Below are 26,269 nucleotides of genomic sequence, written 5' to 3'. Positions count from 1 at the left end.
TTGAGATAGATGCCAGAATTACCAGAAGTCGAAGTGACACGGCGCGGCGTCGCGCCCCATATCGAAGACCGGGTGGTGCGCGAGGTGGTGCTGCGCCGCGAAGGTTTGCGCTGGCCGTTCCCGGCAGCCCTGCCCCAGCTGCTGGCCGGCCGCAAGGTGCTGCGCACGGGACGCCGCGGCAAGTATTTGCTGATCCACTTCGAGCATGGCACGCTGATCATCCACCTTGGCATGTCCGGCCACCTGCGGATCATGGCCCCCGGCATCGAGCCGGAGAAGCACGATCACTTCGATTTGCAGGTGGAAGGCCCGAACGGCCCGCAGGTGCTGCGTATGAAAGACCCGCGCCGCTTCGGCGCGGTGCTGTGGCACGACGCCGCCGACGGCGAGCTGGAACACCATGTGCTGCTGCGCGAACTGGGCGTGGAGCCGCTGGAAGCGGGCTTCAGCGGCAAATTGCTGTACGATCAGACCCGGCAGCGCAGTGCGCCGGTCAAGCAGGTGCTGCTGGCCGGCGATATCGTGGTGGGTGTCGGCAATATTTATGCGTCGGAAAGCTTGTTCCGTGCCGGCATCAATCCGAAGACGCCGGCCAGGCGCATCAGCCTGGCGCGCTACGAGAAGCTGGCGCAGACGGTGCGCGAGATCCTGGCCGAAGCCATCGTCCAGGGCGGCAGCACGCTGCGCGACTTCATCAGCGTCAACGGGCAGTCCGGGTATTTTCAGCAGACCTATTTCGTCTATGATCGGACTGGCGTGCCGTGCCGCATCTGCGCGGCGCCGATCCGCCAGATCAAGCAGGGCCAGCGTTCCACGTTCTATTGTGTGAATTGCCAAAAATAAATAAGGGCACACCAATGATGGTCAGGGATTTCGAACAGTACAGCGCCTGGCGGCAAGGCGTGGTTACCGCACTGAAGAATTATCAGGCGTGGGTGGCCGGCGCGTCCCTGAGCGACGCCGCTACCGACCAGCGCGTCAGCCGCACGCTGGCGCGGCTGGCCGACGACCAGCTGTCGGTGGCCTTCGTCGCCGAATTTTCGCGCGGCAAGTCGGAGCTGATCAACGCCATCTTCTTTGCCGAGTATGGCCAGCGTATCCTGCCGTCGGCGGCCGGCCGCACCACCATGTGCCCGACCGAGCTGCTGTGGAATCCCAGCCTGGCGCCGTCGATCCGCCTGCTGCCGATCGAGACCCGGGCCGACAACCTGTCGACCAGCGATTACCGCGAGCAGCCTGCGGCCTGGACCGTGCTGCCGCTGAACCTGGACGAAGGCGCGGAAATGCACGAAGCCTTCAAGCAGGTCAGCAAGACGCGCTACGTGCCGGTGGAAGAAGCCAAGCGCTACGGCCTGTACGACGAGGACGACCCGGACATGCCGGCCACGCTGGACGAGAACGGCTGGGTGGAGATTTCGCTGTGGCGCCACGCCATCATCAACTTCCCGCATCCGCTGCTCAAGCAGGGGCTGGTGATCCTCGACACGCCCGGCCTCAACGCCATCGGCACCGAGCCGGAACTGACGCTGAACCTGATCCCGAACGCGCACGCGGTGCTGTTCATCCTGGCCGCCGACACCGGCGTGACCAAGAGCGATATCGAAGTGTGGCGCAACCATATCGGTGCCGGCGCCGGCAGGCTGGTGGTGCTGAACAAGATCGACAGCATGTGGGACGAGCTGCGCAGCGAGGATGACATCAACGCCGAGATCGCCCGCCAGCAGGCCAATGTGGCGCACATGCTGTCGCTGGAGCCGCGCCAGGTGTTTCCGGTGTCGGCACAGAAGGCGCTGGTGGGCAAGATCAACCACGACGTCGAACTGCAGGCGCGCAGCCGGCTGCACGCGCTGGAAGGCGCGCTGTTCAACGAACTGATCCCGGCCAAGAAGGACATCGTGCGCAGGCAGCTGGTGGAGGAATTGCAGGCGCTGAACACGGCGCAGATGGCCATGCTGCAGGCGCGCAGCCGCGGTATCGTCGAGCAGCTGCACGAGCTGCGCAGCCTGCGCGGCAAGAACCAGAATGTGATCTCGCACATGATGCGCCGCATCGATGTGGAGAAGAAGGAATTCGACGCCAGCCTGTTCAAGTTACAGGCCACGCGCGCGGTGTTCACGCGGCTGTCGACCGAGCTGTACACCTGCATGGGCATGGACATCGTCCGCGACGATATCGAACTGGTGCGCCACGAAATGCAGCGCAGCCGCTTTTTCACCGGCGTGCGCGAAGCGGTCCGCGGCTATTTTGAACGCACCCGCGCCAACCTCGACGCGGCCGAACGCAAGACGCTGGAGATCAGCGAGATGATGGGCGTAATGTACCGCCGCTTCTCGACCGAACACGGGCTGACGCTGGCGCTGCCGATGCCGTTTTCGCTGGACCGTTATCGCGACGAACTGGCCAGCATCGAGGCGATCTATTACAAGACCTTCGGCACGGCGACGCTGCTGACCACCAGCCGCGTGACATTGATGGAGAAGTTCTTCGACACCATCGCCTCGCGCGTGCGCGGCTGCTTCCGCTCCGCCAACAACGATGCCGAAGCGTGGCTGAAGGTGATCATGGCGCCGCTGGAAGCGCAGATCCGCCAGCACAAGGATCAGCTGAAACACCGGCTGGGCTCGATCCAGCGCATCCACGATGCGACCGACAGCCTGGAACAGAAAATCGACGCGTTCGAGCGCAGCCAGCAGGAGCTCGAAGCGCAGAAGACGCGTCTGAACGAACTGGCGAATGCGATCGGCATCGCCATCCATGCGGACTTTGTGGCGTTGGACGCCGCAGCCTGATTTAGGAACAGAATGAAAGTTGTAGCAGTAGAGAATTATGCAGACCCCAGTTTCTCGGCCGATCTGATCGGCTGGCAAAAAGTGCATGGACGCCATGTGCTGCCCTGGCAAAACACCCGCGATGCGTACCTGATCTGGCTGTCGGAAATCATGTTGCAGCAGACCCAGGTGTCGGCGGTGCTGGGCTATTACGCACGCTTCCTGGAACGCTTCCCTACCCTGCGCGAGTTGGCGGCGGCGCCGGTGGAGGATGTGATGGCGCAGTGGAGCGGCCTGGGCTACTACACGCGGGCGCGCAATCTGCACAAGTGCGCGCAACGCGTGGTGGCCGAGTATGACGGCGTGTTCCCGTCCGACCCGTTGCTGCTGGCGGAGTTGCCGGGCATCGGCCGTTCGACGGCGGCGGCGATTGCGGCGTTTTCCAGCGGCCGGCGCGCGGCCATCATGGATGGCAACGTCAAGCGCGTGTTTGCGCGGGTGTTCGGCATCGACACCTATCCGGGCGAGAAGAAGACCGAGCAAGCCATGTGGCTGCGCGCCGAGGCGCTGTTGCCGGAAGTGGGCATCGAGTCGTACACGCAGGGCTTGATGGATCTGGGGGCGACCGTGTGCACGCGCAGCAGCCCGGCGTGCGAGCGCTGTCCGATGCAGCCGCGCTGCGTGGCGTTCGCCACCGGCCGCACCAGGGATCTGCCGGTGCGCAAGCCGAAGAAGGCGACGCCGGAAAAGCAGGCCGAGATGCTGGCGATTATCGACAACGACCAGGTGCTGCTCGAGCAGCGGCCGCCAACGGGCATCTGGGGCGGGCTGCTGTCGCTGCCGGAACTGGAGGGGCATGTGGCGGCGGACTATGACGAGATCGCGCCGCCCAATGATGACGCATTGCTGCGGGTAGTGGCCAAGTTCGGCGAGATGGAATCGTGTGACCGGCTGTCGACGGTGACGCATGTGTTCACGCACTACAAGCTGCACATTGCGCCGTACCGAGTGACGCTGGCGCGGCGCTTTCCGATGGTGGCCGAGTCCGGGCACGTCTGGCTGGACGCCGCCCACATCGCCGACGCCGCCCTGCCGGCGCCAATCAAGAAGCTGCTGCTGGAACTGCTAGGCGACCGCCGCGACGCGCAGCAGCGGATGTTTTAGAGACATTTGACCGCAGCCACCACCAACGCGGCAGCGGACAACTGCGTTGCGAACCAGCCAATTGCTAAAACGCGCACCATTCTGTCGATTTTGACCTCGATGTTGGCAAACTTCGCATCAAGTTGAGCGAAATTGACGCGGACTTCGTTGCTCAAGTCGTTCATGATTCACCTCTACGAAAGATAGCGGGCGATCGCCAGCGAGATCGTCGCGTTGGCGATGATGATGGTGATAAACCACTTGATGAGCCGGGTTTCCATGGCGGACATGCGGCCTTCCAGCCTGGCGATCTCGGTATGGGTCTTGGCGATCTCGACGTGCGTGCTCTCAATGGCCGTATGCACTTTACCGAACTGGACGGCCACCTCTTCCCGAAAGGCCATCAGCTCGACCTTGGTAGCGCAGTATTTTTCGATTTGTTCCTGCATCTCCATGACGGCTCCCAACGAAGCACAGCGTACTTCATCATCGGCCGCGCAAGCGTTCAGGTCAAGCTGAACACCTGCGCTGCTTGAGGCAGATCAGAGCTCGTCCAGCGAGAACAGCCGGCGGTGTTCGCGGATGGCGTAGCGGTCGGTCATGCCGGCGATGTAGTCGGCGATCTTGCGCGCCTGCTTGTTCACATCGCCCGACTTGTCCTGGTAATCCGGCGGCAACAGCACCGGCTCGGCCATGAACGACTCGAACAGTTCACGCACGATGCGGCTGGCTTTCACCCGCATGCGGTTGACCTTGTAGTGACGGTAAAGATTGGCGTACAGGAAACGCTTCAGCTCGGTAGCATCCTTGCGCATGCCGTCGGAAAAACGGATCAGCGGCGGCGCCGCGCGCACGTCATCGATATGCTGCGGGGCGAACTCGGCAATGCGCGCGCTGGACGTTTCGATCAAGTCATCGGCCAGCGCCGTAATCAAACGGCGCAAGGTTTCATAGATCGCGCGCCGGCCCGACAGGCCGGGAAACGCCAGCTGCACATCGCGCCATAGCCGCGCAAAGAAGTCCACCTGCTCCAGCTGCTCGATCGAAATCAGGCCGGAACGCAGGCCGTCATCGATGTCATGGCTGTTGTAAGCGATCTCATCCGCAAGATTGGTCAGCTGCGCTTCCAGCGACGGCTGCTGGCGGTCGATGAAGCGCTGCGCCACCGGCCCCAGCAGCTTGGCATTGTTCAGCGAACAGTGCTTGAGAATGCCCTCGCGCGTTTCGAACATCAGGTTCAGGCCGTCATACGCGCCGTAGTGCTCCTCCAGCTCATCGACCACGCGCAGGCTTTGCAGATTGTGCTCGAAGCCGCCGTAGTCGTGCATGCACTCGTTCAGCACATCCTGGCCGACGTGACCGAACGGCGTGTGGCCCAAATCATGTGCCAGCGAAATCGCCTCCACCAGATCCTCGTTCAGCCGCAGGTTGCGCGCCAGCGAGCGGCCGATCTGCGCCACCTCCAGGCTGTGCGTCAGCCGGGTGCGGAACAGGTCGCCTTCGTGGTTGAGGAACACCTGGGTCTTGTACTCCAGCCGGCGGAAGGCCGACGAATGGATGATGCGGTCGCGGTCGCGCTGGAACTGGCTGCGCGAGGCGTGCGCGGTTTCCGGATAGCGGCGGCCGATGCCGCCTTCCGAATGGGCCGCGTAGGGAGCGAGGTAGGCTTCCGGCGACATGGCTAAACGCAGGCCGCCAGCGTCGCCAGCAGCAATTCCTGCGGTGCGTTGCTGATCTTTGAGCCGCCCAGCGGATTCATCAGAATAAACTTGATGGCGCCGCCTTCGTTCTTCTTGTCGACTTCCATCGCTTCCAGCCATTTGTCCACGCCCAGGTCGGGCGCCTTGACCGGCAGGCCGGCGGCCGCCACCAGCGCGCGCACGCGCTCGACCGTGGCCGCGTCGATCAGGCCCATGCGATGCGACAGATCGGCCGCCATCACCATGCCGCAACCGACCGCCTCGCCGTGCAGCCAGGCGCCGTAGCCCATGCCGGCTTCGATGGCGTGGCCAAAGGTATGGCCGAAATTCAGGATCGCGCGCAGGCCGCCTTCGCGCTCATCCTGGCGCACCACGTCGGCCTTGATTTCGCACGAGCGGGCGATCGCATAGGCCAGCGCGCCCTTGTCGCGCGCCATCAGCTTGCCGATATTGGCTTCGATCCACTCGAAGAACGCCAGGTCGATCACGGCGCCGTACTTGATCACTTCCGCCAGGCCGGCCGACAGCTCGCGTTCCGGCAGGGTTTCCAGCGTGGCGGTATCGGCGATCACCGCGCGCGGCTGGTAGAAGGCGCCGATCATGTTCTTGCCCAGCGGGTGGTTGATGCCGGTCTTGCCGCCCACCGACGAATCGACCTGCGACAGCAAGGTGGTCGGCATCTGGATGAAGTCGACGCCGCGCATATAGCTGGCCGCCGCATAGCCGGTCAGGTCGCCGATGACGCCGCCGCCGAGGGCGACCAGCGTGGTCTTGCGGTCGGCCTTGCTTTGGAGCAGCGCGTCGAAGATCTGCATCAGGCTGGACCAGTTCTTGAACTCTTCGCCATCCGGCAGGATCACCGACGTGACATCCTTGCCGGCAGCGCGCAAGCCGCTTTCTACCCGCGCCAGATACAGCGGCGCGACGGTGGTGTTGCTGACGATGGCAACCTTGTTGCCGTGCACATGGCGCGCCAGCAGCGCGCTGTCGTCCAGCAGCGACGGACCGATGGAAATCGGGTAGCTGCGCTCGCCCAGTTCTACGTTTAACAGGATGTTGGATTGTTCGTTCATCGATGGTTCGGCTTGGGTGACGCAGTTGGGCGAGGCCTCGCAGGCCATGGTATCCAGCTGGGTCAGGATGGTCTGAACCATCGATTGTACGTTAGGACGGCCGGTATCGATGACCAGATCGGCAATTTCCGTGTACAAAGGATCACGGACCGCCATCAATTCTTCGAGTTTTTTGCGCGGATCGGCGGTTTGCAGCAGCGGCCGGTTCTTGTCGTGCGCGGTGCGTTGCAGGATGCTGTTGACGCTGGCACGCAGGTAGACCACGGTGCCGCGCGCCTGCAGCAGGGCGCGGCTGTCGGCGTTGAGCACGGCGCCGCCGCCGGTGGCCAGCACCAGCCCTTGCTGGCCGCACAGGTCGCGGATCACGTCCGCCTCGCGCCGGCGGAAGCTGGCCTCGCCCTCGATTTCAAAGATCCACGGGATCGAGGCGCCGGTGCGCGCCTCGATCTCGTGGTCCGAATCAATAAACTTCAGCCCCAGCTTGCGAGCCAGGATGCGGCCGATGGTGGTCTTTCCTGCCCCCATCAGGCCGACTAAAAACACATTTTGCATGCACGGTCCAGGTTATTGCGGGTTACTGCACGTCGTCGACACCCCGTAAGGACTGGTCGCGCCGGGCGGGCGGACGTTTTGTGAAGAATAATCGCCGCTCAATCCTATCAAGTGTACCAGAGAGGTGTAGCGGGACTCCGTGCCGCTGGCCTGGCCGCGGATGGTCAGGTTGACATCGAGCCAGTACACGCGGTCGCGCGGGTAGACCAGCGAGACGGTAGCGCGGCCGGTGCTGTCGGTAGTCACGTTCGGCGTCACGGTGACCGGAATGCCCGGATCGAGCACGCCGTTGCCGTTGAAATCCTCGCCGGCGTCGAGGATGCCGTTGTTGTTGGCGTCCTCATTGGCGCAGGCGGTGCGCGACACCGGCTCCCATGGACCGGTCGGCGCGGTGTAGGCCAGAGCGCCCTTGTAGTAGAAGGTCGGCAGCACCGAGGCCGTCAGATTGACGTTCTTCACTGCATTGCCGGCGGCGTCAGTGACGATCACCGCGTAGTCCATCTGGTAGGTGGTGCTGGTCGGCGTCAGCACGGTGTTGCCGGTGCCGGCGCTGATGAACAGCGACTTCTGCGCCACCGTCAGGGTGGCGGTGGCGGCCGCGTTGGAGCCGCCGACCAGGCGTGCCTGGATGCGCACGCCGTCGGTCGGGGTCACCGAAGTGCCGGCAATGAAGCTGGTGCTGGCGGCGCCATCGGCGCCCGTGGTCACCACCGACGGCTCGGTCAGTTTGCCGCCGCTCGGATCGCTCAGGATGGAGAACGCCACCGTGGCGTTCCTGACCAGATTGTTCTGGGCGGTGCCGTCGCGCACCACGGCGCGCAGCGTGGCCTGCTCGCTGGTCCCGCCGGCGGTGTTGGTGCCGATGGTGGCCGGATCGACCTGCAGCGTGATGGTCGACACCGCCGTCACCGGCGCATAGAACTCCAGCGCGGTCTGGGTGGTCTGGCCGCCGGCGCTGGCAGTCAGCGTGGCCACGCCCGGACCGGTGGCGTTGACATACGCGGTGGCGGCGCCGCCCGACAAGCCCAGCGCACCGCCCAGTACCGCCGAGCAGGAAGCGTTGCTGTACACCGTGCCGCGCGAGGTGCTGATAGTGACGCTACTGCCCGGCGCATTGGTCACCGCCACCTGCTGGCAGCCACCAATGGCGGCCGAGGCGGCGACGTTGCCGCTGCCGTCGAGCACACGCACGGCAAAGGTCGAGGAGTTGATGGCGATGTCAGTCGAGGCCAGTTCGCCCATGGCCTTGAAGCTGATGACGTCGGCGCTGCCGCCGCTGGCCGCATAGCTCAACACCAGTTGGCCGCCGGAATTGGTGACCGCCGCGCCGCCCCCCTTGACCGTCAGCGAGTTGGCGTTGGAGCTGTAGGTGACCGGCTTGCCGACCAGCGGATTGCCGGCCGAATCGACCAGCTTGACCGTGACGTCGGTGCTGGCGCCGGCGCTGATGCTCGGCGCGGCGCTGATGGTCAGCACATTGCCGCTGACGCGCACCACGATCGGCGTGGCGGCCGCGCCGGTGACGCTGGCGCTGACCTTGATGTCGCGCGAGGTGGCGTCGCCGCCGATGCCCAGCGTGCCGGTCACCACGCCCTGCGCGTTGGTCACCGCATTGGTCACGCTCAGGCTGCCGGAGTCGGACTTCAGGCTCACCGCGACATTCGGCACGACGTTGTTGTTGGCGTCGCGCACCAGCGCGGTGACGATGACATCCTTGGTGCCGCCGGACGGCAGCGTGCCGGAATCGGCGGTCAGCGTCAGCGTCGGCACGGCGTTGACCACCTGCACCGTGATGGCGCTCGATTTGGCGTTGCCGGCGCTGGCGGTAATGGTGATGGTGCGCAACGACGAGTCGCCCTTGACGCTGAGTTTCTCAACCACCTGGCCGGAGGTGTTGGTGACGCGGTTGGTGCTGGTGATGGTGCCGGAACTGGCGCTGAAGCTGACCGTCTCGCCGACCAGCGCATTGCCGCCGCTGTCCTTGACGATGGCCGTCAGCGTCACTTCCGTGCCGTCCAGGCCGGATGAGGCGATGGTGGTGGCGTCCGCCGTCAGCGTCACGCTGGCGGCCCTGGACGGCGCCACGCCGTTACTGTTGGTGCCGGGCGAGCCGCCGCCGCCGCCGCAAGCGGCCAGCAAGCTTGCGCAGGCAAGCGTTGCCAGCCATCCTGTGAATTTATTCATGACACATCCCATTAACGTTGATGAAGTGAATTAATCAGCGCGTGGACGGCAGCTTCTCCGCCACGATTTTTGGTGTAATGAACACCAGCAGCTCCGTCTTGTCATTGGTGCGGGTATTGCTGCGGAACAGATAGCCCAGCACCGGCACGTCGCCCAGCAGCGGGACTTTGTCGGTGGTGCTGCGCTCGGTCAACTGGTAGATGCCGCCCAGCACCACGGTGCCGCCGTTATCGACCATCACCTGGGTCTTGACGTGCTTGGTGTCGATGGCGAAGCCGGAGCGGGTTTCCTGGCCGACGCTGTCCTTGTTGACATCGACGTCAATGACGACGTTGCCGTCCGGCGTGATCTGCGGCGTCACTTCCAGCCGCAGGTTGGCCTTGCGGAACTGGATCGAGGTGGCGCCGCTGCTGGTGGCCACCTGGTACGGCAGTTCGATGCCCTGCTCGATCAGCGCCACCGATTTGTCGGAGGTGATCACGCGCGGGCTGGAGATGATCTTGCCGGTGCCGTCCTCTTCCAGCGCCGACAGCTCCAGGTTGAGGAAGCGGTTGGCGGCCGACGAGAACAGGCTGACCGCCAGGCTGCCGGCCTGGGCGCCGTTGATGCTGGAAGCCGGCAGGTTGACGAACTGGCTGTTGGCGTAGCTGCTGGTGCCGACCGCCACCTGGCCGGTGGATTCGCCGACGCCGGTGATGTTGCCGCCAATGCCGATGCGGGTGTTGCTGCTGCCGATCTGATAGCCGGAATCGCCGCCGCGCTGGGTGCGCAGGTCGGTGAAGCCCAGCTTGGCGCCGAGGTTGCGGGTGAAGGTGTCGCTGGCTTCGACAATGCGCGCTTCGATCAGCACCTGCTTGGTGGCGACGTCGGTCTTGGCGATCAGCCGGCGCACGTCCTCCAGCTTGGAGGGAATATCGGTGACGAACACCTGGTTGGTGCGCGGCTCGATGATGGCGCTGCCGCGCTTGGACAGGATGCGGTTCTTGCTGTCGGCGCCGCCATCCAGCCCGAACACCAGCTTGAACGCTTCCGCCTTCTGGTAATTGAGCTGGAAGATTTCCGACTTCAGCGGTTCCAGGTCGGCGATCTGGGCTTTCTGTTCCAGCTCCAGCTTTTCCTTGGTCAGCAATTCTTCCTTGGGCGCGATCCACAGCACGTTGCCGTTCTTGCGCATGTCCAGGCCCTTGGCTTGCAGGATCACGTCCAGCGCCTGGTCCCACGGCACTTCCTTCAGGCGCAGGGTCAGGTTGCCGGCCACGCTGTCGCTGGTGATGATGTTGAGGCCGGAGATATCGGCGATCGCCTGCAGCGCCGCGCGCACTTCCACATTCTGGAAATTGAACGACAGCTTCTCGCCGCGATAGCCTTGCGAACCCTGCGTCAGCTTGTTCGGATCTTCCTTGATCGGCTTGATGTCGACCACCAGCTGGGTGTCGCTCTGGTAGACAGTCTGCTCCCACAGGCCGCGCGCCTCGATGGTCAGGCGCGTGTTCTCGCCCTGCGGCACGGTGGTGATCTGCCACACCGGCGTGCCGAAGTCGCCCACGTCGAGCTTGCGGCGCAGCGTATCCGGCACGCCGGTCTTGAGGAAATCGACGACGACGCCGGTCGGCGTCTGGCGCACATCGACCGCCACCTGGTTGTTGGGCAAGTCGACCACCACCCGGCCTTCGCCGTTGGCGCCGCGGCGGAAGTCGAGGTCGCGCAAGGCCTGCTTGCCGGCCGGGACGGCCGGCTTGGCCACCGGCAGGCCGGTACTGTCGACGGCGGTGGCGAGGCCGCCGGAACCGTCGATGGTCAGGATGATGGCGTTGCCGTCGATGGCGGTGGCGTAGTTGAGCGAGCGCTTGAGGTTGAACACCAGGCGCGAGCGCTCCCCGGCCTGCACCAGGTTCACGCCACGCAGGTCGCCCTGGTTCAGTTCCAGCAGATTCTTGCCGGTGGCGTTGACGGTGGCGCCGAAGTCGAGCGCAATGCGGGCCGGATTGGAAATCGCGAAATTGAGCGGCAACTTGTCCGGCGCGCGCCGCAGCGCGATCTTGACCACCACGTTGGCGCCCTGCTGGCGGGCGGTAATCGCTTCGATGGCGTTGGCGGCGCTGACATTGCTGACCGCCGCATCGGCGGTCTGCGCCTGCGCCAGGCCGGCAAGTTGCAGGGTCAGCGCCATGGCTGCCCAAGTGGCGGCGGCCAGGACGCGGCGGGCCGTGAGATGAGCGTTCATTTGGCGTTCTCCTTGCTTTCCTGCAGTTCCAACCGGGACTGGCGCTCGACCCAGTCGCCAGTGGCGTCCTGGACGATTTCCTTGATGGTGACGGTGTTGTCGCTGATGCCGGTGATGCGGCCGTAGTTCTCGCCCAGATGCTGGCCCACCACCACCTGGTGCACGGCGCGGTCGACTTGCAGCACGGCGTGCACCACGCCTTTCTTTTCAATGGTGCCGACCATCTTGATGGTGTCGAGCGGATAACTCTCCAGCAATTCCTTGCGGCGCGCCATATCCGGCTTCAGGCCGCCGCCGGCGGTGGCGGCCTGCTTGGCCAGCTCGGCCAGTAATTTGTTCGGATTGAACGGATCGAGCTCGTCCTTGCGCGCGTAGGCGAACGGCACGAACACCTTGGGCTCGGCCAGCGGCGGCACGCGGACCTGGGTTTGCGCATCGATCTGTTTCATCCAGGTGCGCACTTCCTGCACGTCGCTGTCGCCGCAGCCGGCCAGCACCACCATTGCCATCAACAGGGAAAGCAGCGTTTTCATGATGACTTGGCCGCTTTCTTTTTCTTGTCGGCGGCGGCCTTGCGCTGCGCTGCCACCTCTTCCGGATCGAGATAACGGAAGGTCTTGGCTACCGCTTCCAGCGTCAGCACGCCATCCTTGCCGGTGCTGAGCGCCAGGTTGTTGAGCGTGACGATGCGCGGCAGGTTGGCGATATCGCCGGTGAAGGCGCCGATGTCGTGGTAGTTGCCTGTGATCTTGATGTCGATCGGCAGTTCGGCGTAGTAATCCTTGATCACCACCTGCTGCGGCTTGAACAGGTCGAACTGCAAGCCGCGGCCGGAACCGGCCTGGTTGATGTCGGTCAGCAGCGCGGCCATTTCGGCCTTGCTCGGCAGCTGTTTCTGCAAGCGCTCGACGTATTGGTCGACCTGGGCTTTTTGCGCCCGCAGCGCCTCCAGGTTGATCGCCTGTGCGGTCTTGATCTTGTACTCGTCGCGCAGCCGGGTCTCGGTCATCAGGCCGGCGTCCTGCTCGTCGAACTGCGAACTCCAGTAACCGAAGTAGCCGGCCACGCACACCGCCGCCGTCACGCCGATGGCGCACAGCACGCGCGGCGCCAGCGGCCACTGGCCCGGATGGCGGCCCTGGAGGTCGCGGAACTGGTCGGCCAGATCGGCCAGCCATGCATTGAGATTGATGTTGAGCTTGGCGGCCATCAGGTGCGCTCCGGTGGCTTGGCCTTGGCGCCATCTTGCGGCTGGTCCTTGTCGCGCGGGCGCTTGATGAACACGTTGAGGTTGAACTCCACCACTTTCTTGGCGCTCTTGCCCTGGCCGAGACCGGTGGATTTCACTTCAATCAGGTCCGGCCGCTCCAGCCACGGCGAGGCGCCGGCCAGGTTGCGCAGCAGTTCCGAGACGCGCTCCTGCGATTGCGCGTAGCCGTTGACGGCCACCTTCTGGCCCTCCTGCCGGAACGATTTGAGGTAGACGCCGGCCGGCGTCTGGCTCACCAGTTCATCGAGCAGGTAGACCGGCTGGTTGCGGTCGCCCTGCAAATCCTCCACCGCCTGCTGGCGCGCCTTCAGCGCTTCGATGTCCTGCTTCAGCGTGGCGATCTCGGCGATTTTTTTGTCGAGGCCGCTGATGGCGGTTTTCAGTTCCTGGTTGCGCGCCTCCTGGACCGAGATGGCGCGCGCATTATAGGCGCCGACCACCAGCACGATGCCGATGCCGATCACGCCACCCAGCGCCAGCAGCGCAAAGAAGGCCTGCTTCTTCTGCTTGCGTTTTTCTTCGCGGTGCGGCAGCAGGTTGATCCGTATCATCAGCCGAACCTCCGCAACGCCAGGCCGCAGGCCACCAGGTAAGCCGGCGCGTCCAGCCGCAGCTGCGACTCGCGCACCGCCGAACCGATCTGCATGCCCTTGAACGGCGAGATCACCGCGCTGGCGATGCGCGTGCGGCTGGCCACCAGGTCCAGCAGGCCGGGAATCAGCGCGCAGCCGCCGGCCAGGTACAGCTGGTCGACCCGGGTGTAGGGCGTGGAGGTGTAGAAGAACTGGACCGCGCGCGTGATTTCCAGCGCCGCGCTTTCCAGGAATGGCGTCAGCAGTTCGGCGTGGTAGTTGTCCGGCAGGTCGCCGGTCTTCTTGCGCGCCTCGGCTTCCTCGAACGACAGGCCATAGCCGCGCACGATGTCCTGGGTCAGCGTGTTGCCGCCGAACGGCTGCTCGCGCTCGTAGACGGTGACGCCGTCCAGCATCACGGAAATATGCGTGACCTGGGCGCCGATCTGGAACAGCGCGATCACCTGGCCGATGCCAGCGTCCGGCAGCTGCGCCACCACGCGGTCCAGCGCGGCGCGGGCGGCGTACGATTCGATGTCCATCACGGTAGCCTTGAGGCCGGATGCTTCGGCGATCGCCACCCGGTCCTCGACCTTTTCGCGGCGCGACGCGGCCAGCATGACTTCGATATCGTCGGTGGAATTGGCGGCCGGGCCGATGACGTCGAAATCCAGGCTGACTTCGTCCAGCGCAAACGGGATGTACTGGCTGGCTTCGGATTCGACCTGCACTTCCAGCTGGTCTTCCGACATGCCGGCCGGCAGGATGATTTTCTTGGTGATGACGGAGGCCGGCGGCATGCCCAGCGCCGCGTGGCGCGCGCGCGTGCCGCTTTTCTTCCAGACCCGGCGCACCGCTTCCACCACCTGGTCCATGTTCTCGATATTGCCGTCGGTGACGGCATTGCGCGGCAGCGGCTCGGCGGCGTAGCGCTCCAGCCGGATGTCGCCCTTGGCGCCCTGCGCCAGCTCCACCAGCCGCACGCTGGAGGTGCTAATGTCGATGCCCACCAGCGGCGGATTGCCCTGCCCCAGCAAGCCCTTGAGGTCGATCATACCAGGCCCCCGGCGCCATGGCTGACGCCTGCACGGCAGTGCATCCGAACCTGCTGTCGAACAGTTTGCATAAAGAACTCGTTTGAAAACCAGCGTTTAGACTGCTTATATCAGCCTGTACATTAAATCGCGGCTATTTAAGTGTAAAGGTATTTCTACTGTGCACAATTGACCGGGTGTGAGGGTTTCGCCACACTTATTTTTGCCTTCGTGGCCGCAAAAACAACTGAATTGTTTTGTTGCTCACGCAGAAATATTCCTGTCATATGGAACGGCCCTGCCGCTCGCTTATAATGGTCCGCACAAATAACCAAGAGATTGCACTGCATGGCTTCTTCCAATTCGGCACCGCCACCAACCAACCCGCCTGACCAGACCGGCAAGCCAGCGCGCAAGGGACCGTCACGCTCGTCGCGCTTCTTCCTGCTGGCCGGGCTGTCCGTGCTCGGCCTGGGCGTCACGGGCGTGCTGCTGGTGGTGTTCGGCCTGGCGATGGCCTATCCCAACCTGCCCGAGCTCGACACGCTGACCGACTACCGGCCGAAGATGCCGCTGCGGATCTTCTCCGCCGATAACGTGCTGATCGGCGAGTTCGGCGAAGAGCGCCGCAACCTGGTGCGCATCAAGGACATCCCGGACGTCATGAAGAAGGCCGTGCTGGCCATCGAAGACGACCGCTTCTACGAACACGGCGGCGTCGACTACACCGGCATCCTGCGCGCCGGCCTGCACAATGCCCTCGGCAGCGGCGGCAAGCAAGGCGCCTCGACCATTACCCAGCAGGTGGCGCGCAACTTCTTCCTGTCGAGCGAACAGACGATCAAGCGCAAAGTCTACGAAATGCTGCTGGCCTGGAAGATCGAGAAGAACCTCAGCAAGGACCAGATCCTGGAGGTCTACATGAACCAGATCTACCTGGGCCAGCGCGCCTATGGTTTCTCGTCGGCCGCACAGATCTATTTCGGCAAAAACCTGCGCGACATCAGCATTGCCGAAGCGGCCATGCTGGCCGGCCTGCCGAAAGCGCCGTCGGCCTACAATCCGGTCGTCAATCCAAAGCGCGCACGCACCCGGCAACAGTACATCCTGCAACGCATGCATGAGTTGGGTTATATCAGCGACAAGCAATTCGAGACCGCCAAGGCCGAAGAGCTGAAGGTCAAGACCGACAGCAGCGAGTTCGGCGTGCACGCCGAGTACGTGGCCGAGCTGGCGCGCCAGCTGGTATACGAACAATTCAAGGAAGACACCTACACCCGCGGCCTGAACGTGTTTACCACCATCACCAAGGCCGACCAGGACGCCGCCTACCTGGCGCTGCGCAAGGGCGTGATGGATTACGAGCGCCGCCACGCCTATCGCGGTCCGGAAGCGTACATCGACATCCCGGCCAGGAAGGAAGAAGCCGACGACGCCATCGAAACCGTGCTGGCCGAGCATCCCGACAACGACGACCTGATCGCCGCCGTGGTGCTGTCGGCCACGCCGCAGCTGATTACCGCCGTGACCGCCTCGGGCGATGAAATCAAGATCAGCGGCGCCGGCCTGGAACAAGGCCGTTCGTGGCTGTCGGACAAGAATCCGCCGAACAAGCGTATCCGCCGTGGCGCGGTGATCCGCGTGCTGCAGGAGGGCAAAGACTGGCTGGTGGCGCAGATGCCGGAAATCGAATCGGCCTTTGTGGCGGCCAGCACCCAGGATGGCGCGATCAAGGCCATGGTGGGCGGCTTCGACTACAACCGCAACAAGTTCAACCACGTGACCCAGGCCTGGCGTCAGCCGGGCTCGTCGTTCAAGCCGTTCATCTATTCGGCCTCGCTGGAGCGCGGCCTGTCGCCGGCCACCATCATCAACGATGCGCCGATTTCGTTCGACGCCGGCCAGACCGGCGGCCAGGCGTGGGAACCGAAGAACTACGACGGCAAGTACGAAGGACCGATGACCATGCGCAAGGGCCTGACCAAGTCCAAGAACATGATCTCGATCCGCATCCTGCACCGCATCGGCGCCAAGTACGGTCAGGAATACGCGACCCGCTTCGGCTTTGACGCCGACAAGAACCCGCCCTACCTGACGCTGGCACTGGGCGCCGGCAACGTCACGCCGCTGCAGATGGCCGGCGCCTACGCGGTGTTTGCCAACGGCGGCTACAAGGTCAGCCCGTACCTGATTTCCAAGGTGACCGACGCCGACGGCAAGATCCTGTCGCAGGCGCATCCGGACCTGGCCGGCGACGAGAAGAACCGCGTGATCGACGAGCGCAATGCCTTCCTGATGGATTCGATGCTGAAGGACGTGGTGCGCTTCGGCACCGCCGCCAAGGCCAATGTGCTGGGCCGGCGCGACATCGCCGGCAAGACCGGCACCACCAATGATTCGATCGACGCCTGGTTCGCCGGCTACCAGCCGAAGCTGGTGGGCATCGCCTGGATCGGCTACGACCAGCCGAAGAACCTGGGCAACCGCGAAACCGGCGGCGGCCTGGCGCTGCCGATCTGGATCAACTACATGCAGAAAGCGCTGAAGAGCATTCCGATCGAGGAACGCGCGGTGCCGGACGGCGTGATGCTGGTGGGAGATGAGTACTACTACACGGAAAATCCGCCGGGCACCGGGGTCAACAACCTCGACGCGCCGGGGCATGGCACCCCGGCCGAGGAAAAAGCCAAGGATGCCGTGAAGAACGAATTATTTTAGGAACTCAGGCGGCGCTAGCCGCCTGTTTTTTTGCCAGCGGCAGATAGCGGCTCAGGCGACGGCCCACGTTACTGAATGGCATTTCGATGCAGTGATACATCAGCGTCGCCAACGGCAGCGCCAGCGCCAGCACGAACACGAAGAACAGCCCGGCTTGTCCCAGCGGCGACGTCCACGTGAACACGAATTTCGGCGACAGGGCATAGATCGGCCACATCGTATTCGAAATCACGTAATGCAGCAGATACAGGCTGAACGAAATTTTGCCCAAAAAGCGGGCGGGACGGGAACGCAAAACCCATTGCACCACGCGATCGTTGCCATGTACTACGTACGCCAGCACCACGAACGCGAACGGAATCGCCATCAGCATGGAATTGGTGTCGTTGAAGAACGTGAAGGCGTCAAAGAAGGGCCACAGCAAAAACGCCAGCGACAACATGCCGCAGCTCAGCAGAAACAGGGGCCGCCGCCAGACGCGGCTGACGGCATTGACGACGCTGGCGCCATGGCTGCCAACCAGGATACCCAACTGGAAAAACACCAGATAGCGCATCGCACCGCCGAAGGTCAGGCCGATTGGCAGCAACAGCAGCAAGGCGAGCATCAGTACCAGGCTGAAGGCTGCGCGCCGGCTCGCATCCAGGCTGAACAGGTACAGCAGAGGAAACACCACGCAGCAGCCGATCTCCACCTGAAGGCTCCACAAGGGAATATCAAGTACGATGTCTTGCAGCACCAAGGTACGCCATAGCAGCGTGGGCGTCACCGTCAAGTCGGGCCGGAAATACAGCGCGACCACATAGCCGAACAAGATCGCCACCCACATGGGAGGAACAATACGGAAGAAGCGCCGGATGAAATATGACTGCAGGCGCGGATAGGGCCCGGCAAACACGCCATCCAGCTGACGCGCCAGGACGAAACCGCTGATCACGAAAAACAGCACCACGGCGGCACGGCCATTGAACACAAAATGGATCAGCCAGAGCATGATGCCGGAGAAGGTGTTGTGCCGCTCCAGCCAGCCGAGCGTGGGTGCATCGCCGTAAACAAAGCAATGCTCCACCACGACCGCAAAGGCGGCTAGCCCCCGCAGCGACTCCAGCTCGGGAAGGAATGAGGGTGCCGCAGCGGGCGACTGCAACGATTCAGCTTGGATACTCATATGAGATCTGAATTCCGTGACGCGGGTATTTGTTGCATCACGTAAAATCAGGTAAAGGCTATTGACAAGCCGTTACTATATCAGCAAGAGTATCCAGAAAGAATGTTTGTTACAAACTTGCGATATTTATTACGCTGCAGTCAGCACCACCGGGCTACCGCCCTGCTTGGTGACTTCTTCCGACAGGGTGGCGAACAGCTCGGAGCCGTCGCGGGTATTGAGCCACTTGCCGTCTTTTTGCTTGTAGTGGTAGCCGCCGGACCGCGAGGCCACCCACAGCTCGGACATCGCCGCCTGGCTGTTGACGATGATCTTGGAACCGTTGTCGATAAACTCAATCTCCAGCACGTTGCCGCTGCGGCTGCATTCGACGTCGGTCATGTCGGCGTCGTTTAAACGGTCCAGCGCGGCCTCGATGGCGTTGAGGGTGGCTTCGGCTTGCGCCAGGAATTCTGATTCGCCCATGCTACACTCCAGTATCTGCATCTAAATAATCCATGATTCTATCGTGAAGTCCACTTTCCGTTTGATTATCGGCACATCTATCCTGTGCCTGACCACCTTGCTGAGCGCCTGCGGCCAACCCGGCCCGCTGTACCTGCCCAAGCCTCCTGCAGCCAAGCCCACCGCCAAGAGCGGCGCCGTTGCGCCTACCACCTCGCCGGCGCCTGTCGCGCCTCAACAGTAAAGTCTATGTCGCAATTCTCGTATAAAGACGGCGTGCTGCACGCCGAAGGCGCGTCGCTGACCGCCATTGCCGACCAGTTCGGCACGCCAACCTATGTGTACTCCAAGGCCGCCCTGCTGGCCAACTTCGCCGCCTATGCCGACGCCTGCGCCGGCCGCGACGCGCTGGTGTGCTACGCCATGAAGGCCAATTCCAACCTAGCCATCCTCGACCTGCTGGCGCGCCAGGGCGCCGGTTTCGACATCGTCTCCGGCGGCGAACTGCTGCGCGTGCTGGCAGCCGGCGGCGATCCGCGCAAGGTGATTTTCTCCGGCGTCGGCAAGAGCGTGGACGAAATGCGCCTGGCGCTGTCGCACGACATCCTGTGCTTCAACGTCGAATCGATTCCCGAGCTGCACCGCCTGAACGAGGTGGCCGGATCGATGGGCAAGAAGGCGCGTATCTCGCTGCGCGTGAACCCGAACGTCGATCCCAAGACCCACCCTTACATTGCCACCGGCCTCAAGGCCAGCAAGTTCGGCGTGGCGTTCGACGACGCGCTGGCCACCTACCGCACCGCCGCCCAGCTGCCGCACCTGGAAGTGGCCGGCATCGACTGCCATATCGGCTCGCAGCTGCTGGACGACGCGCCACTGCTCGAAGCGCTGGACCGTCTGATCGAGGTGATTGACCAGCTGGGCGCCGAAGGCATCGAGCTGCACCATCTGGACATGGGCGGCGGCATCGGCATCGACTACCGCGACGCCGACGACGCGGCGCCGGTGCCGGCCGGCACCTACGTGGCGCGCGTGTTCGCGCGCATCGACGCCTGGCGCGCCGAGCGCCACAACGGCAAGCCGATCAAGGTGATCTTTGAACCGGGCCGGTCGATCGTCGGCGACACCGGCGTGCTGCTGACCAGGGTCGAGTTCCTCAAGCATGGCGAAGAGAAGAATTATTGCATCGTCGACGCGGCGATGAACGACATGGCGCGTCCGGCGCTGTACCAGGCGTGGATGGACATGCAGCCGGTGCTGAAAGGCAGCGCCGCTGCGGCCAATTTTGATGTGGTGGGACCGATCTGCGAATCCGGCGACTGGCTGGCGCGCGACCGTGCGCTGACGGTGGAAGCCGGCGACCTGCTGGTGATGCACACAGCCGGCGCCTACGGCATGACCATGGCCTCCAACTACAACACCCGCGGCCGCGCGGCGGAGGTCATCGTCGACGGCGGCACTGTGCATCTGGTGCGCCAGCGCGAGAAGCCGGAAGACTTGTTCGCGCTGGAATCGGTGATCAAGTAAGCACCCAAAGCCGCCCGCTCCCGCCGGCGGCTTTTTTCATTGCGCCGCTTTGCGCGTCGCCCACCAGACGCGCATCAGCAGCAGCGATCCGATGATGACGATGAACAGGATCGGCTGGTTGAAGTTGTGTTTGCCGGCTTTCATCCACCAGAAGTGCAGCAGCGCCAGCGGCGCGATCACGTAGATCAGCCGGTGCAGCCATTGCCAGCGCTTGCCGCCCAGGCGCTTGATCATGCCGTTGGTGCTGGTCAGCGCCAGCGGGATCAGCAGCACGAAGGCGATGAAGCCCACAGTGATGAACGGCCGCTTCAGCACATCCTTCCACATTTCGGCCAGGTCGAAGAAGTGGTCGAACCACAGGAAGGTCATGAAGTGCAAAAAGCCGTAGAAGAAGGTGTACAGCCCCACCATGCGGCGCAGCTTGATCAGCCAGTTCCATCCGCTCAGCTTGCGCAGCGGCGTCACCGCCAGCGTGATGGTCAGAAAATACAAGGTCCAGTCGCCGGTGCCGCGCGTGATGAATTCCAGCGGATCGACCAGTTGCCCGGTCAGCGTCAGATACGCCATGCGCGCCAGGGGAATCAGCGCCGCGACAAACACGGCGCCCTTGATCCAGCTGATTTGTTTCGTCGTCGGCATCAGTAGAATTTTTTCAGGTCCATGCCCGCGTACAGCGGAGCGACATCGTTATAGCCGTTGAACATCAACGTCTTGCGCTTGCGCGACAGGAAGCCGTCTTCGCCGATGCGGCGCTCGGACGCCTGCGACCAGCGCGGGTGATCGACATCCGGATTGACGTTCGAGTAGAAGCCGTACTCGTTCGCCGCCGACAGATTCCACGAGGTGCGCGGCTGGTCTTTCACGAAGCGGATCTTGACGATCGACTTGGCCGACTTGAAGCCGTACTTCCACGGCAGCACCATGCGCACCGGCGCGCCGTTCTGGTTCGGCAGCACTTCGCCGTACATGCCGAAGGCCAGCAGCGCCAGCGGGTGATTGGCTTCGTCGATGCGCAAGCCTTCGGTGTACGGCCACTGCAGCACGCGGCTGCCCACGCCCGGCATCTGCTTCTTGTCCGCCAATGAGACAAATTCTACATACTTGGCATTGCCAGTGGGCTCTACCTTTTTGATGAGCTCGGAGAGCGAGTAGCCGATCCACGGAATCACCATCGACCAGCCTTCGACGCAGCGCAAGCGGTAGACGCGCTCTTCCATCGGCGCCAGCTTCAGCAGCGCATCGATGTCGAGCGTCATCGGCTTCTTGACTTCGCCTTCGATGGAGATGGTCCACGGCCGCGTCTTCAGCGTGCCTGCGTACATCGCCGGTTCGCTCTTGTCGGTGCCGAATTCGTAGAAGTTGTTGTAGGTGGTGGCGTCTTTGTACGGCGTCTGCTTGTCGAGCACCGAATAAGCCGGATTGAGCTTGGCGGCCAGCTTGGCGCCGGCGCCCTGCGCGAAGGCTTCGCGCTGCGCCATTTCCAGCAAGGCCGCGCCGCCGACCGCGCCCATGGCGATCTGCTTCATGAAGCTGCGGCGCGATTCGTACAGTTCGCGCGGCGTGATTTCAGAGGAAAACGGCAGGTCTATGCCATTTGGGGGACGCTTGATCAACATGGTGGGCTCCGGAAGCGGTGTGAGGCTCAACCTTACACCAAACTCCCGGAATCAAACTTAAACTTCCGTTTACAACTTGCCGTAGGAGTGCAGGCCGGACAGGAACATGTTGACGCCCAGGAAAGCAAAAGTCGTCACCAGCAGGCCCACCAGCGCCCACCACGCCGCCGGACGCCCGCGCAGGCCGGTCATCAGGCGCATGTGCAGCCAGGCCGCGTAATTGAGCCAGACGATCAGCGCCCAGGTTTCCTTCGGATCCCACGACCAGTAGCCGCCCCACGCTTCCGCCGCCCACAGCGCGCCGAGAATGGTGGCGATCGTGAAGAAGGCGAAGCCGGCCGAGATCGCCTTGTACATGACGTCGTCCAGCACTTCTTCCGACGGCAGCCGGTCCTTCAGGTAGCCGGAGGTTTTCAGCAGGTAGGCGGCGGCCACCATGGCGGCCAGCGCGAAGTTGCCGTAGCCGATGAAGTTGGCCGGCACGTGGATCTTCATCCACCAGCTTTGCAGCGCCGGCAGCAGCGGCTGGATGTCGGCAGCGTTGCGCGAGGTGGTGTACCACATCAGGAAGCCGATCGCGGCGCTGATAACCAGCAGCACGAACGGGCCCATCTGGCGGGTAGCGTAGCGCTGCTCGAAGTACAGGTAGAACATGGCGGTGATCAGCGAGAACAGGATGAACACTTCGTACAGGTTGGAGACCGGAATGTGGCCGACGTCGGCGCCGATCAGGTAGGACTCGTACCAGCGCACCATCATCGCGGTCCAGCCCAGCACCACGGCGGCCCAGCAAAGCTTGGAGCCGATGCTGGAGGCGGCGGCCGAGCGGCCGATAAAGCCGATCCAGTAGAACACGGTGGCGATGACGAACATCACGCTCATCCACAGCACCGCCGACTGGCTCGACAGCATCATGCGCAGCCAGAATTTCTTGGTGCCGTTATCGAGGTCGCCGGCGTACATCGAGATCGCCCACAGCGACAGCAGCGCGATCAGCGGCATCAGCCAGCGCACCGCCTTCCAGTGCCAGCCCAGCGTGGCGAACACCGGCACCGCCGCCAGCAGGATCACCTGCTCGTAATAATTCATGAACGCGCCGTAGCGGCTCAGGCCGAACAGCGCGCCGGCCAGCAGCGCCAGCGCAAACAGCCAGTCGGCCACGTTGAGGCGCTTGAAATAGCCTGGCGCCTGCTGATAGGTTTGCTGGGATTGGGTCATTTCCATGGTCTGCTCCTATGCTGCCGACTGCGGCAGCTTTTCCTTCAGTATTTCAAATTCGCGTTCAAAATCCAGCGTTTTGCGCTGGGTGCTCATGGCCATCAGCGCGTCGCTGGCGCCGCTGGCGTCGTCCTTGATCCAGATCCACAGGCGCCGTTCGCGGATGTAGAACATGGCGAACACGCCCAGCACCAGGAACAGGCAGCCGAGGTAGACCACGTTCTTGCCCGGCGAGCGCGTCACCTGGAATACCGAAGCCTTGATTTCGTTGTAGTCGTCCAGTTGCAGGTAGACCGGCGCGCCGTAGAAGAACGCATCCGACAGCGCGTTGGTGGCCAATTGCAGGAAGCGGGCGTGGGTTTCGTCTTCGCTCACCGGCGCCAGCTTGTCCTTGGCGCGGGCCACTTGCCACAGGTCCCACAGGCTGCCGTTGAGGATCTTCATGAAGACATCGGCGGCCTTCTCCTGCTCGGCGGCCGGGACTTTTTCCAGGAACTGCGAAATGGCCATGAAGCCGCCCGGTTTGTCGCTGCCGGCAAAGATGCCCAGGCTCTTGTCGGCCGAAGCCTGCAACTGCGCGCGCAGCGCGTCGCCGGCGGCGGAATTGGGCGTCGCGCGTTCGGCGTAGCGCTGGGCGGCGGCGGCGCGCAGGGCCGGGTCTTGCAGTGCGGCGCGCAGGCGCATCCATTCGGTCACGCTGTGGCCGTCGTCGGCCGGAATGCGCAGGTAGCTGAAGTTGTCCGACGGATTGGCGCGCACGCCGGCCAGGAACACGGTGGCGCCATCGACCGTGACCGGCTGCATGTAGTTCTGGTATTCGCGCGCCTGGCCGGTCTTGTCGCGCAGCTTGTAGCTGACGCTCGGACCGACGTTTTTCAGGTTCTTGTTGACGGCGTTCTTGCCGGCCGAGCCGGTGTGCTTGTCCAGGCTTTGCGCCAGTTCTTCTTCCAGGCTCTTGCCCTGCTTGACGGCGCGCGGGTCATCGGTGGGGCCGACGTTTTCGACGTTGAACGGACGGAAGCCCGACCATTCCACCGTGGTGTCCTGGTTCAGCGGCGTGGTGCCGCCGACTTCGCCGGCGATCTCGAAGCGCTCGGCGCCGTTGCCGCTCATCGGGAAGCCGCTCAGTTTGAGCTTGCTGCCGCCGTCTTCAAAGCTGGACTGGTAGATCGACACGCCGTGGAAGGTCAACGGATGGTTGACTTCGATGGTGCCCTTGACCGTTTCGCCGGTCTGGTTGTCGCGCACTTCGACGTCGCTGGCAAACAGCTTGGGCATGCCGGTGCTGTAGAAATCGATGGTGAATTTTTTCAGGCTGATGGTGAACGGCAGTTCCTGGATCAGCACGCCGTCCGGACGGGCCAGGATGGCGGTGTTGCTGTTCTGCCCTTCCGGAATCATAGTGTTGCCGCGGAAGGTGGGATTGCCGACGCCCAGACGGTGCTGCGGCGGCACTTGCGAAATCAGGCCGCTGCCGTTGAACGGCGTCTTGCCGAAGAACCATTCCTGCATGCGGATCGGCACGTCCGAATCCAGCAGGCCGCCGATGCAGATGATGACGATCGACGCGTGCGCGAAGATGTAGCCGAACTTGTTGGCCGCGCCCTGCTTGGCCGCCACCAGCGTGCCGTGCTCTTTCTCCACCAGTTTGACCTGGTAGCCGGCGTCCTTCAGGCGGGCGGCGCTCTGCTGCGCCAGCGCCGCGCGCGACAACGGCGCCTGCCACTGCATCTTGTGGTGGAAGTTCAGCAGCGACTGCTCGCGCACGTTCTCGCGCCAGCTGCGCATGTCCTTCATCATCTTGGGGGCGTTGCGCACGATGCACAATGTGGTCGAGGTGACCAGCGCCGTCATCAGCAGCAGGAACCACCAGGCCGAGTACACGGTGTACAGGCCGATCTTGCGGAAGATCTCATACCAGAACGGGCCGAACTGGTTGATGTAATTGGTCGAGGCCTCGCCCTGCTTCATCACGGTGCCGATGACGGCGGCGATCGCAATCATCGCCAGCAAGGCGATGGCGAAGCGCATCGAGGAAATCAGTTCAACGATTTCGCCAATGATGGGGCGGCGGGTTTTCAGCTCGATGCCGGTGGTACTGGGGCTAGTCATGCGGGTTCTGCTTCTTTAATAAAAGTGGTCAGGCGGCAGCATACCAACAAAAAGGGCGGCATGCTTACGCTGCCGCCCTCTTCTTTTGGGTGAGTCCGCACTGGAAAAATGCGGATTCATCAACTTTATTTCAGGCCTGCTACGTAATCGGCCACGGCCTTCATCTCTTCGTCCGACATGCGCTTGGCAATCGCGTCCATTTCGACGCCTTTGCGGGCGCCGGTCTTGAACAGGCCCAGCTCGGCGAAGGTGTAGTCCTGGTGCTGGCCGGCGATGCGCGGATACTGGATCGGAATGCCCGAGCCGGTGGCGCCGTGGCAGCTGGCACAGGCCGGCACATTCTTCTCGGCGATGCCGCCGCGATAAATCTTCTTGCCCAGCTCAACCGTATCCTTGTTCTTGGCGGCGCCCGGGGTCTGCTTCTGGGTCGCCAGCCAGGCGGCGATATTGTGCTTTTCGTCGTCGGTCAGCAGTTTGGCGTAGGTCGTCATCACCGGTTGATTCCGTTGCGCCGTCGTAAAGTTCACCAGTTGCTTGTAAAGATAGCCCTCATGCTGGCCGGCCAGCTTGGGGTTGACGCTGATGGTGGAATTGCCACCGGCGCCGTGGCAGGACACGCAGGCCGGCAGGCCGCGCGCGGCGTCGCCGTCGGTAAACAGGGTTGCGCCTTTGGCAGCATCGATCTTTGGTGGGGCAGGCGGGGCGGGCTTTTTGTCTTCGGCGTGGGCCGTGGCCGTAACGGCCAGCAAGGCAACAAGCAGGGATTTTACAATCGGTGAAAACAGATTCACACTATTCATTCAAGCACCCTAGGAGGAGTCTAAAAAGTTTTAAACCAGGGGTGTCCACGGAGGCACTGATACCTGCCAGGGGGCACCGGGTATCTACTCATTGTACAATAGCTTAAAAAATTCCCTGCTTTAACCTGTTGCTTTTTCCCCAATCC

23 protein-coding genes are annotated in these 26,269 nt (G+C 63.2%); 6 read left to right on the top strand and 17 right to left on the bottom strand.

Annotation, left to right across the window (positions count from 1 at the left end; all coding sequences use genetic code 11):
• Positions 1-9: 9 nt before the first annotated feature.
• From mutM to mutY, 3 genes are read left to right on the top strand one after another with little or no spacing between them, the layout of a single operon-like run.
• The gene (gene mutM, locus GTP55_RS14560; RefSeq protein WP_161045609.1) at positions 10-843 is read left to right on the top strand and encodes a bifunctional DNA-formamidopyrimidine glycosylase/DNA-(apurinic or apyrimidinic site) lyase; all 834 of its coding nucleotides are present in this window, start codon (positions 10-12) and stop codon (positions 841-843) included.
• A 17-nt stretch (positions 844-860) separates the two neighbouring features.
• Entirely contained in the window at positions 861-2,789 is a 1,929-nt protein-coding gene (locus GTP55_RS14555) for a dynamin family protein (RefSeq protein WP_161045696.1), read from the top strand.
• A 12-nt stretch (positions 2,790-2,801) separates the two neighbouring features.
• Positions 2,802-3,932: an A/G-specific adenine glycosylase gene (mutY, locus tag GTP55_RS14550; RefSeq protein ID WP_161045608.1), complete on the top strand. Its 1,131-nt coding sequence runs from the start codon at positions 2,802-2,804 to the stop codon at positions 3,930-3,932.
• Here mutY and GTP55_RS14545 read toward each other — a convergent pair.
• The 10 genes from GTP55_RS14545 to GTP55_RS14500 form a co-directional block, all read right to left on the bottom strand.
• The gene (locus GTP55_RS14545; protein ID WP_161045607.1) at positions 3,929-4,096 is read right to left on the bottom strand and encodes a hypothetical protein; all 168 of its coding nucleotides are present in this window, start codon (positions 4,094-4,096) and stop codon (positions 3,929-3,931) included. The two genes, mutY and GTP55_RS14545, sit on opposite strands and share 4 nt — an antisense overlap.
• Before the next feature lie 9 nt (positions 4,097-4,105).
• Positions 4,106-4,366 (bottom strand): hypothetical protein, encoded by a 261-nt coding sequence (locus tag GTP55_RS14540; protein ID WP_161045606.1) that lies wholly within the window; start codon positions 4,364-4,366, stop codon positions 4,106-4,108.
• An 87-nt stretch (positions 4,367-4,453) separates the two neighbouring features.
• Positions 4,454-5,590, bottom strand: coding sequence for a deoxyguanosinetriphosphate triphosphohydrolase (locus tag GTP55_RS14535; protein WP_161045605.1), 1,137 nt, complete (start codon positions 5,588-5,590; stop codon positions 4,454-4,456).
• A 2-nt stretch (positions 5,591-5,592) separates the two neighbouring features.
• Positions 5,593-7,236 carry a bifunctional shikimate kinase/3-dehydroquinate synthase AroKB gene (gene aroKB, locus GTP55_RS14530; RefSeq protein WP_161045604.1) on the bottom strand — a complete coding sequence of 548 codons (1,644 nt, stop codon included), beginning with the start codon at positions 7,234-7,236 and terminating at the stop codon, positions 5,593-5,595.
• Positions 7,237-7,248: 12 nt separating this feature from the next.
• Positions 7,249-9,420, bottom strand: a complete 2,172-nt coding sequence (locus GTP55_RS14525; RefSeq protein ID WP_161045603.1) for a beta strand repeat-containing protein — start codon at positions 9,418-9,420, stop codon at positions 7,249-7,251.
• Between the two features lie 34 nt (positions 9,421-9,454).
• A complete protein-coding gene (locus GTP55_RS14520) occupies positions 9,455-11,644 on the bottom strand; it encodes a type IV pilus secretin PilQ (protein ID WP_161045602.1) in 2,190 nt (729 codons plus the stop codon).
• The gene (locus GTP55_RS14515) at positions 11,641-12,177 is read right to left on the bottom strand and encodes a pilus assembly protein PilP (protein WP_161045601.1); all 537 of its coding nucleotides are present in this window, start codon (positions 12,175-12,177) and stop codon (positions 11,641-11,643) included. The genes GTP55_RS14520 and GTP55_RS14515 overlap by 4 nt, the downstream gene beginning before the upstream one ends.
• The gene (locus GTP55_RS14510; protein ID WP_161045600.1) at positions 12,174-12,854 is read right to left on the bottom strand and encodes a type IV pilus inner membrane component PilO; all 681 of its coding nucleotides are present in this window, start codon (positions 12,852-12,854) and stop codon (positions 12,174-12,176) included. The genes GTP55_RS14515 and GTP55_RS14510 overlap by 4 nt, the downstream gene beginning before the upstream one ends.
• On the bottom strand, positions 12,854-13,465 hold the full coding sequence (locus GTP55_RS14505; RefSeq protein ID WP_161045599.1) for a PilN domain-containing protein: 612 nt from the start codon (positions 13,463-13,465) through the stop codon (positions 12,854-12,856). The genes GTP55_RS14510 and GTP55_RS14505 overlap by 1 nt, the downstream gene beginning before the upstream one ends.
• Positions 13,465-14,541, bottom strand: coding sequence for a pilus assembly protein PilM (locus GTP55_RS14500; RefSeq protein WP_161045598.1), 1,077 nt, complete (start codon positions 14,539-14,541; stop codon positions 13,465-13,467). Before GTP55_RS14500 ends, GTP55_RS14505 begins: the two co-directional genes overlap by 1 nt.
• Before the next feature lie 327 nt (positions 14,542-14,868).
• Between GTP55_RS14500 and GTP55_RS14495 the strand changes: the two genes are divergently transcribed.
• Complete coding sequence (locus tag GTP55_RS14495; protein WP_161045597.1) at positions 14,869-17,238, top strand: penicillin-binding protein 1A; 2,370 nt, start codon at positions 14,869-14,871, stop codon at positions 17,236-17,238.
• A gap of 4 nt (positions 17,239-17,242) precedes the next feature.
• Here the strand turns inward: GTP55_RS14495 and GTP55_RS14490 are convergent, their stop codons facing one another.
• Both GTP55_RS14490 and cyaY read right to left on the bottom strand, forming a co-directional pair.
• Positions 17,243-18,385, bottom strand: a complete 1,143-nt coding sequence (locus GTP55_RS14490) for an acyltransferase family protein (RefSeq protein ID WP_161045596.1) — start codon at positions 18,383-18,385, stop codon at positions 17,243-17,245.
• Positions 18,386-18,535: 150 nt separating this feature from the next.
• Complete coding sequence (cyaY, locus tag GTP55_RS14485) at positions 18,536-18,871, bottom strand: iron donor protein CyaY (protein WP_161045595.1); 336 nt, start codon at positions 18,869-18,871, stop codon at positions 18,536-18,538.
• Between the two features lie 43 nt (positions 18,872-18,914).
• On the opposite strand from cyaY, the gene lptM reads away from it, so the two are divergent.
• Positions 18,915-19,094, top strand: a complete 180-nt coding sequence (gene lptM / locus GTP55_RS14480; RefSeq protein ID WP_202423709.1) for an LPS translocon maturation chaperone LptM — start codon at positions 18,915-18,917, stop codon at positions 19,092-19,094.
• Between the two features lie 5 nt (positions 19,095-19,099).
• On the top strand, positions 19,100-20,377 hold the full coding sequence (lysA, locus tag GTP55_RS14475) for a diaminopimelate decarboxylase (protein WP_161045594.1): 1,278 nt from the start codon (positions 19,100-19,102) through the stop codon (positions 20,375-20,377).
• A gap of 36 nt (positions 20,378-20,413) precedes the next feature.
• Here the strand turns inward: lysA and msrQ are convergent, their stop codons facing one another.
• From msrQ to GTP55_RS14450, 5 genes are all read right to left on the bottom strand, one after another.
• The gene (msrQ, locus tag GTP55_RS14470) at positions 20,414-21,016 is read right to left on the bottom strand and encodes a protein-methionine-sulfoxide reductase heme-binding subunit MsrQ (RefSeq protein WP_161045593.1); all 603 of its coding nucleotides are present in this window, start codon (positions 21,014-21,016) and stop codon (positions 20,414-20,416) included.
• Positions 21,016-21,993: a protein-methionine-sulfoxide reductase catalytic subunit MsrP gene (gene msrP, locus GTP55_RS14465; protein WP_161045592.1), complete on the bottom strand. Its 978-nt coding sequence runs from the start codon at positions 21,991-21,993 to the stop codon at positions 21,016-21,018. The genes msrQ and msrP overlap by 1 nt, the downstream gene beginning before the upstream one ends.
• 69 nt (positions 21,994-22,062) lie before the next feature.
• Positions 22,063-23,217, bottom strand: coding sequence for a c-type cytochrome biogenesis protein CcsB (ccsB, locus tag GTP55_RS14460; RefSeq protein ID WP_161045591.1), 1,155 nt, complete (start codon positions 23,215-23,217; stop codon positions 22,063-22,065).
• A gap of 9 nt (positions 23,218-23,226) precedes the next feature.
• Positions 23,227-25,323: a cytochrome c biogenesis protein ResB gene (locus GTP55_RS14455; RefSeq protein ID WP_161045590.1), complete on the bottom strand. Its 2,097-nt coding sequence runs from the start codon at positions 25,321-25,323 to the stop codon at positions 23,227-23,229.
• A 125-nt stretch (positions 25,324-25,448) separates the two neighbouring features.
• Positions 25,449-26,123, bottom strand: coding sequence for a c-type cytochrome (locus GTP55_RS14450; protein WP_161045589.1), 675 nt, complete (start codon positions 26,121-26,123; stop codon positions 25,449-25,451).
• Positions 26,124-26,269 lie beyond the last annotated feature (146 nt).

This window comes from Duganella margarita (assembly GCF_009857535.1).
Classification (GTDB): domain Bacteria; phylum Pseudomonadota; class Gammaproteobacteria; order Burkholderiales; family Burkholderiaceae_D; genus Rugamonas; species Rugamonas margarita.
Note: the sequence above shows the minus strand (reverse complement) of the source record. Positions and strands in the feature narration are given on the sequence as shown.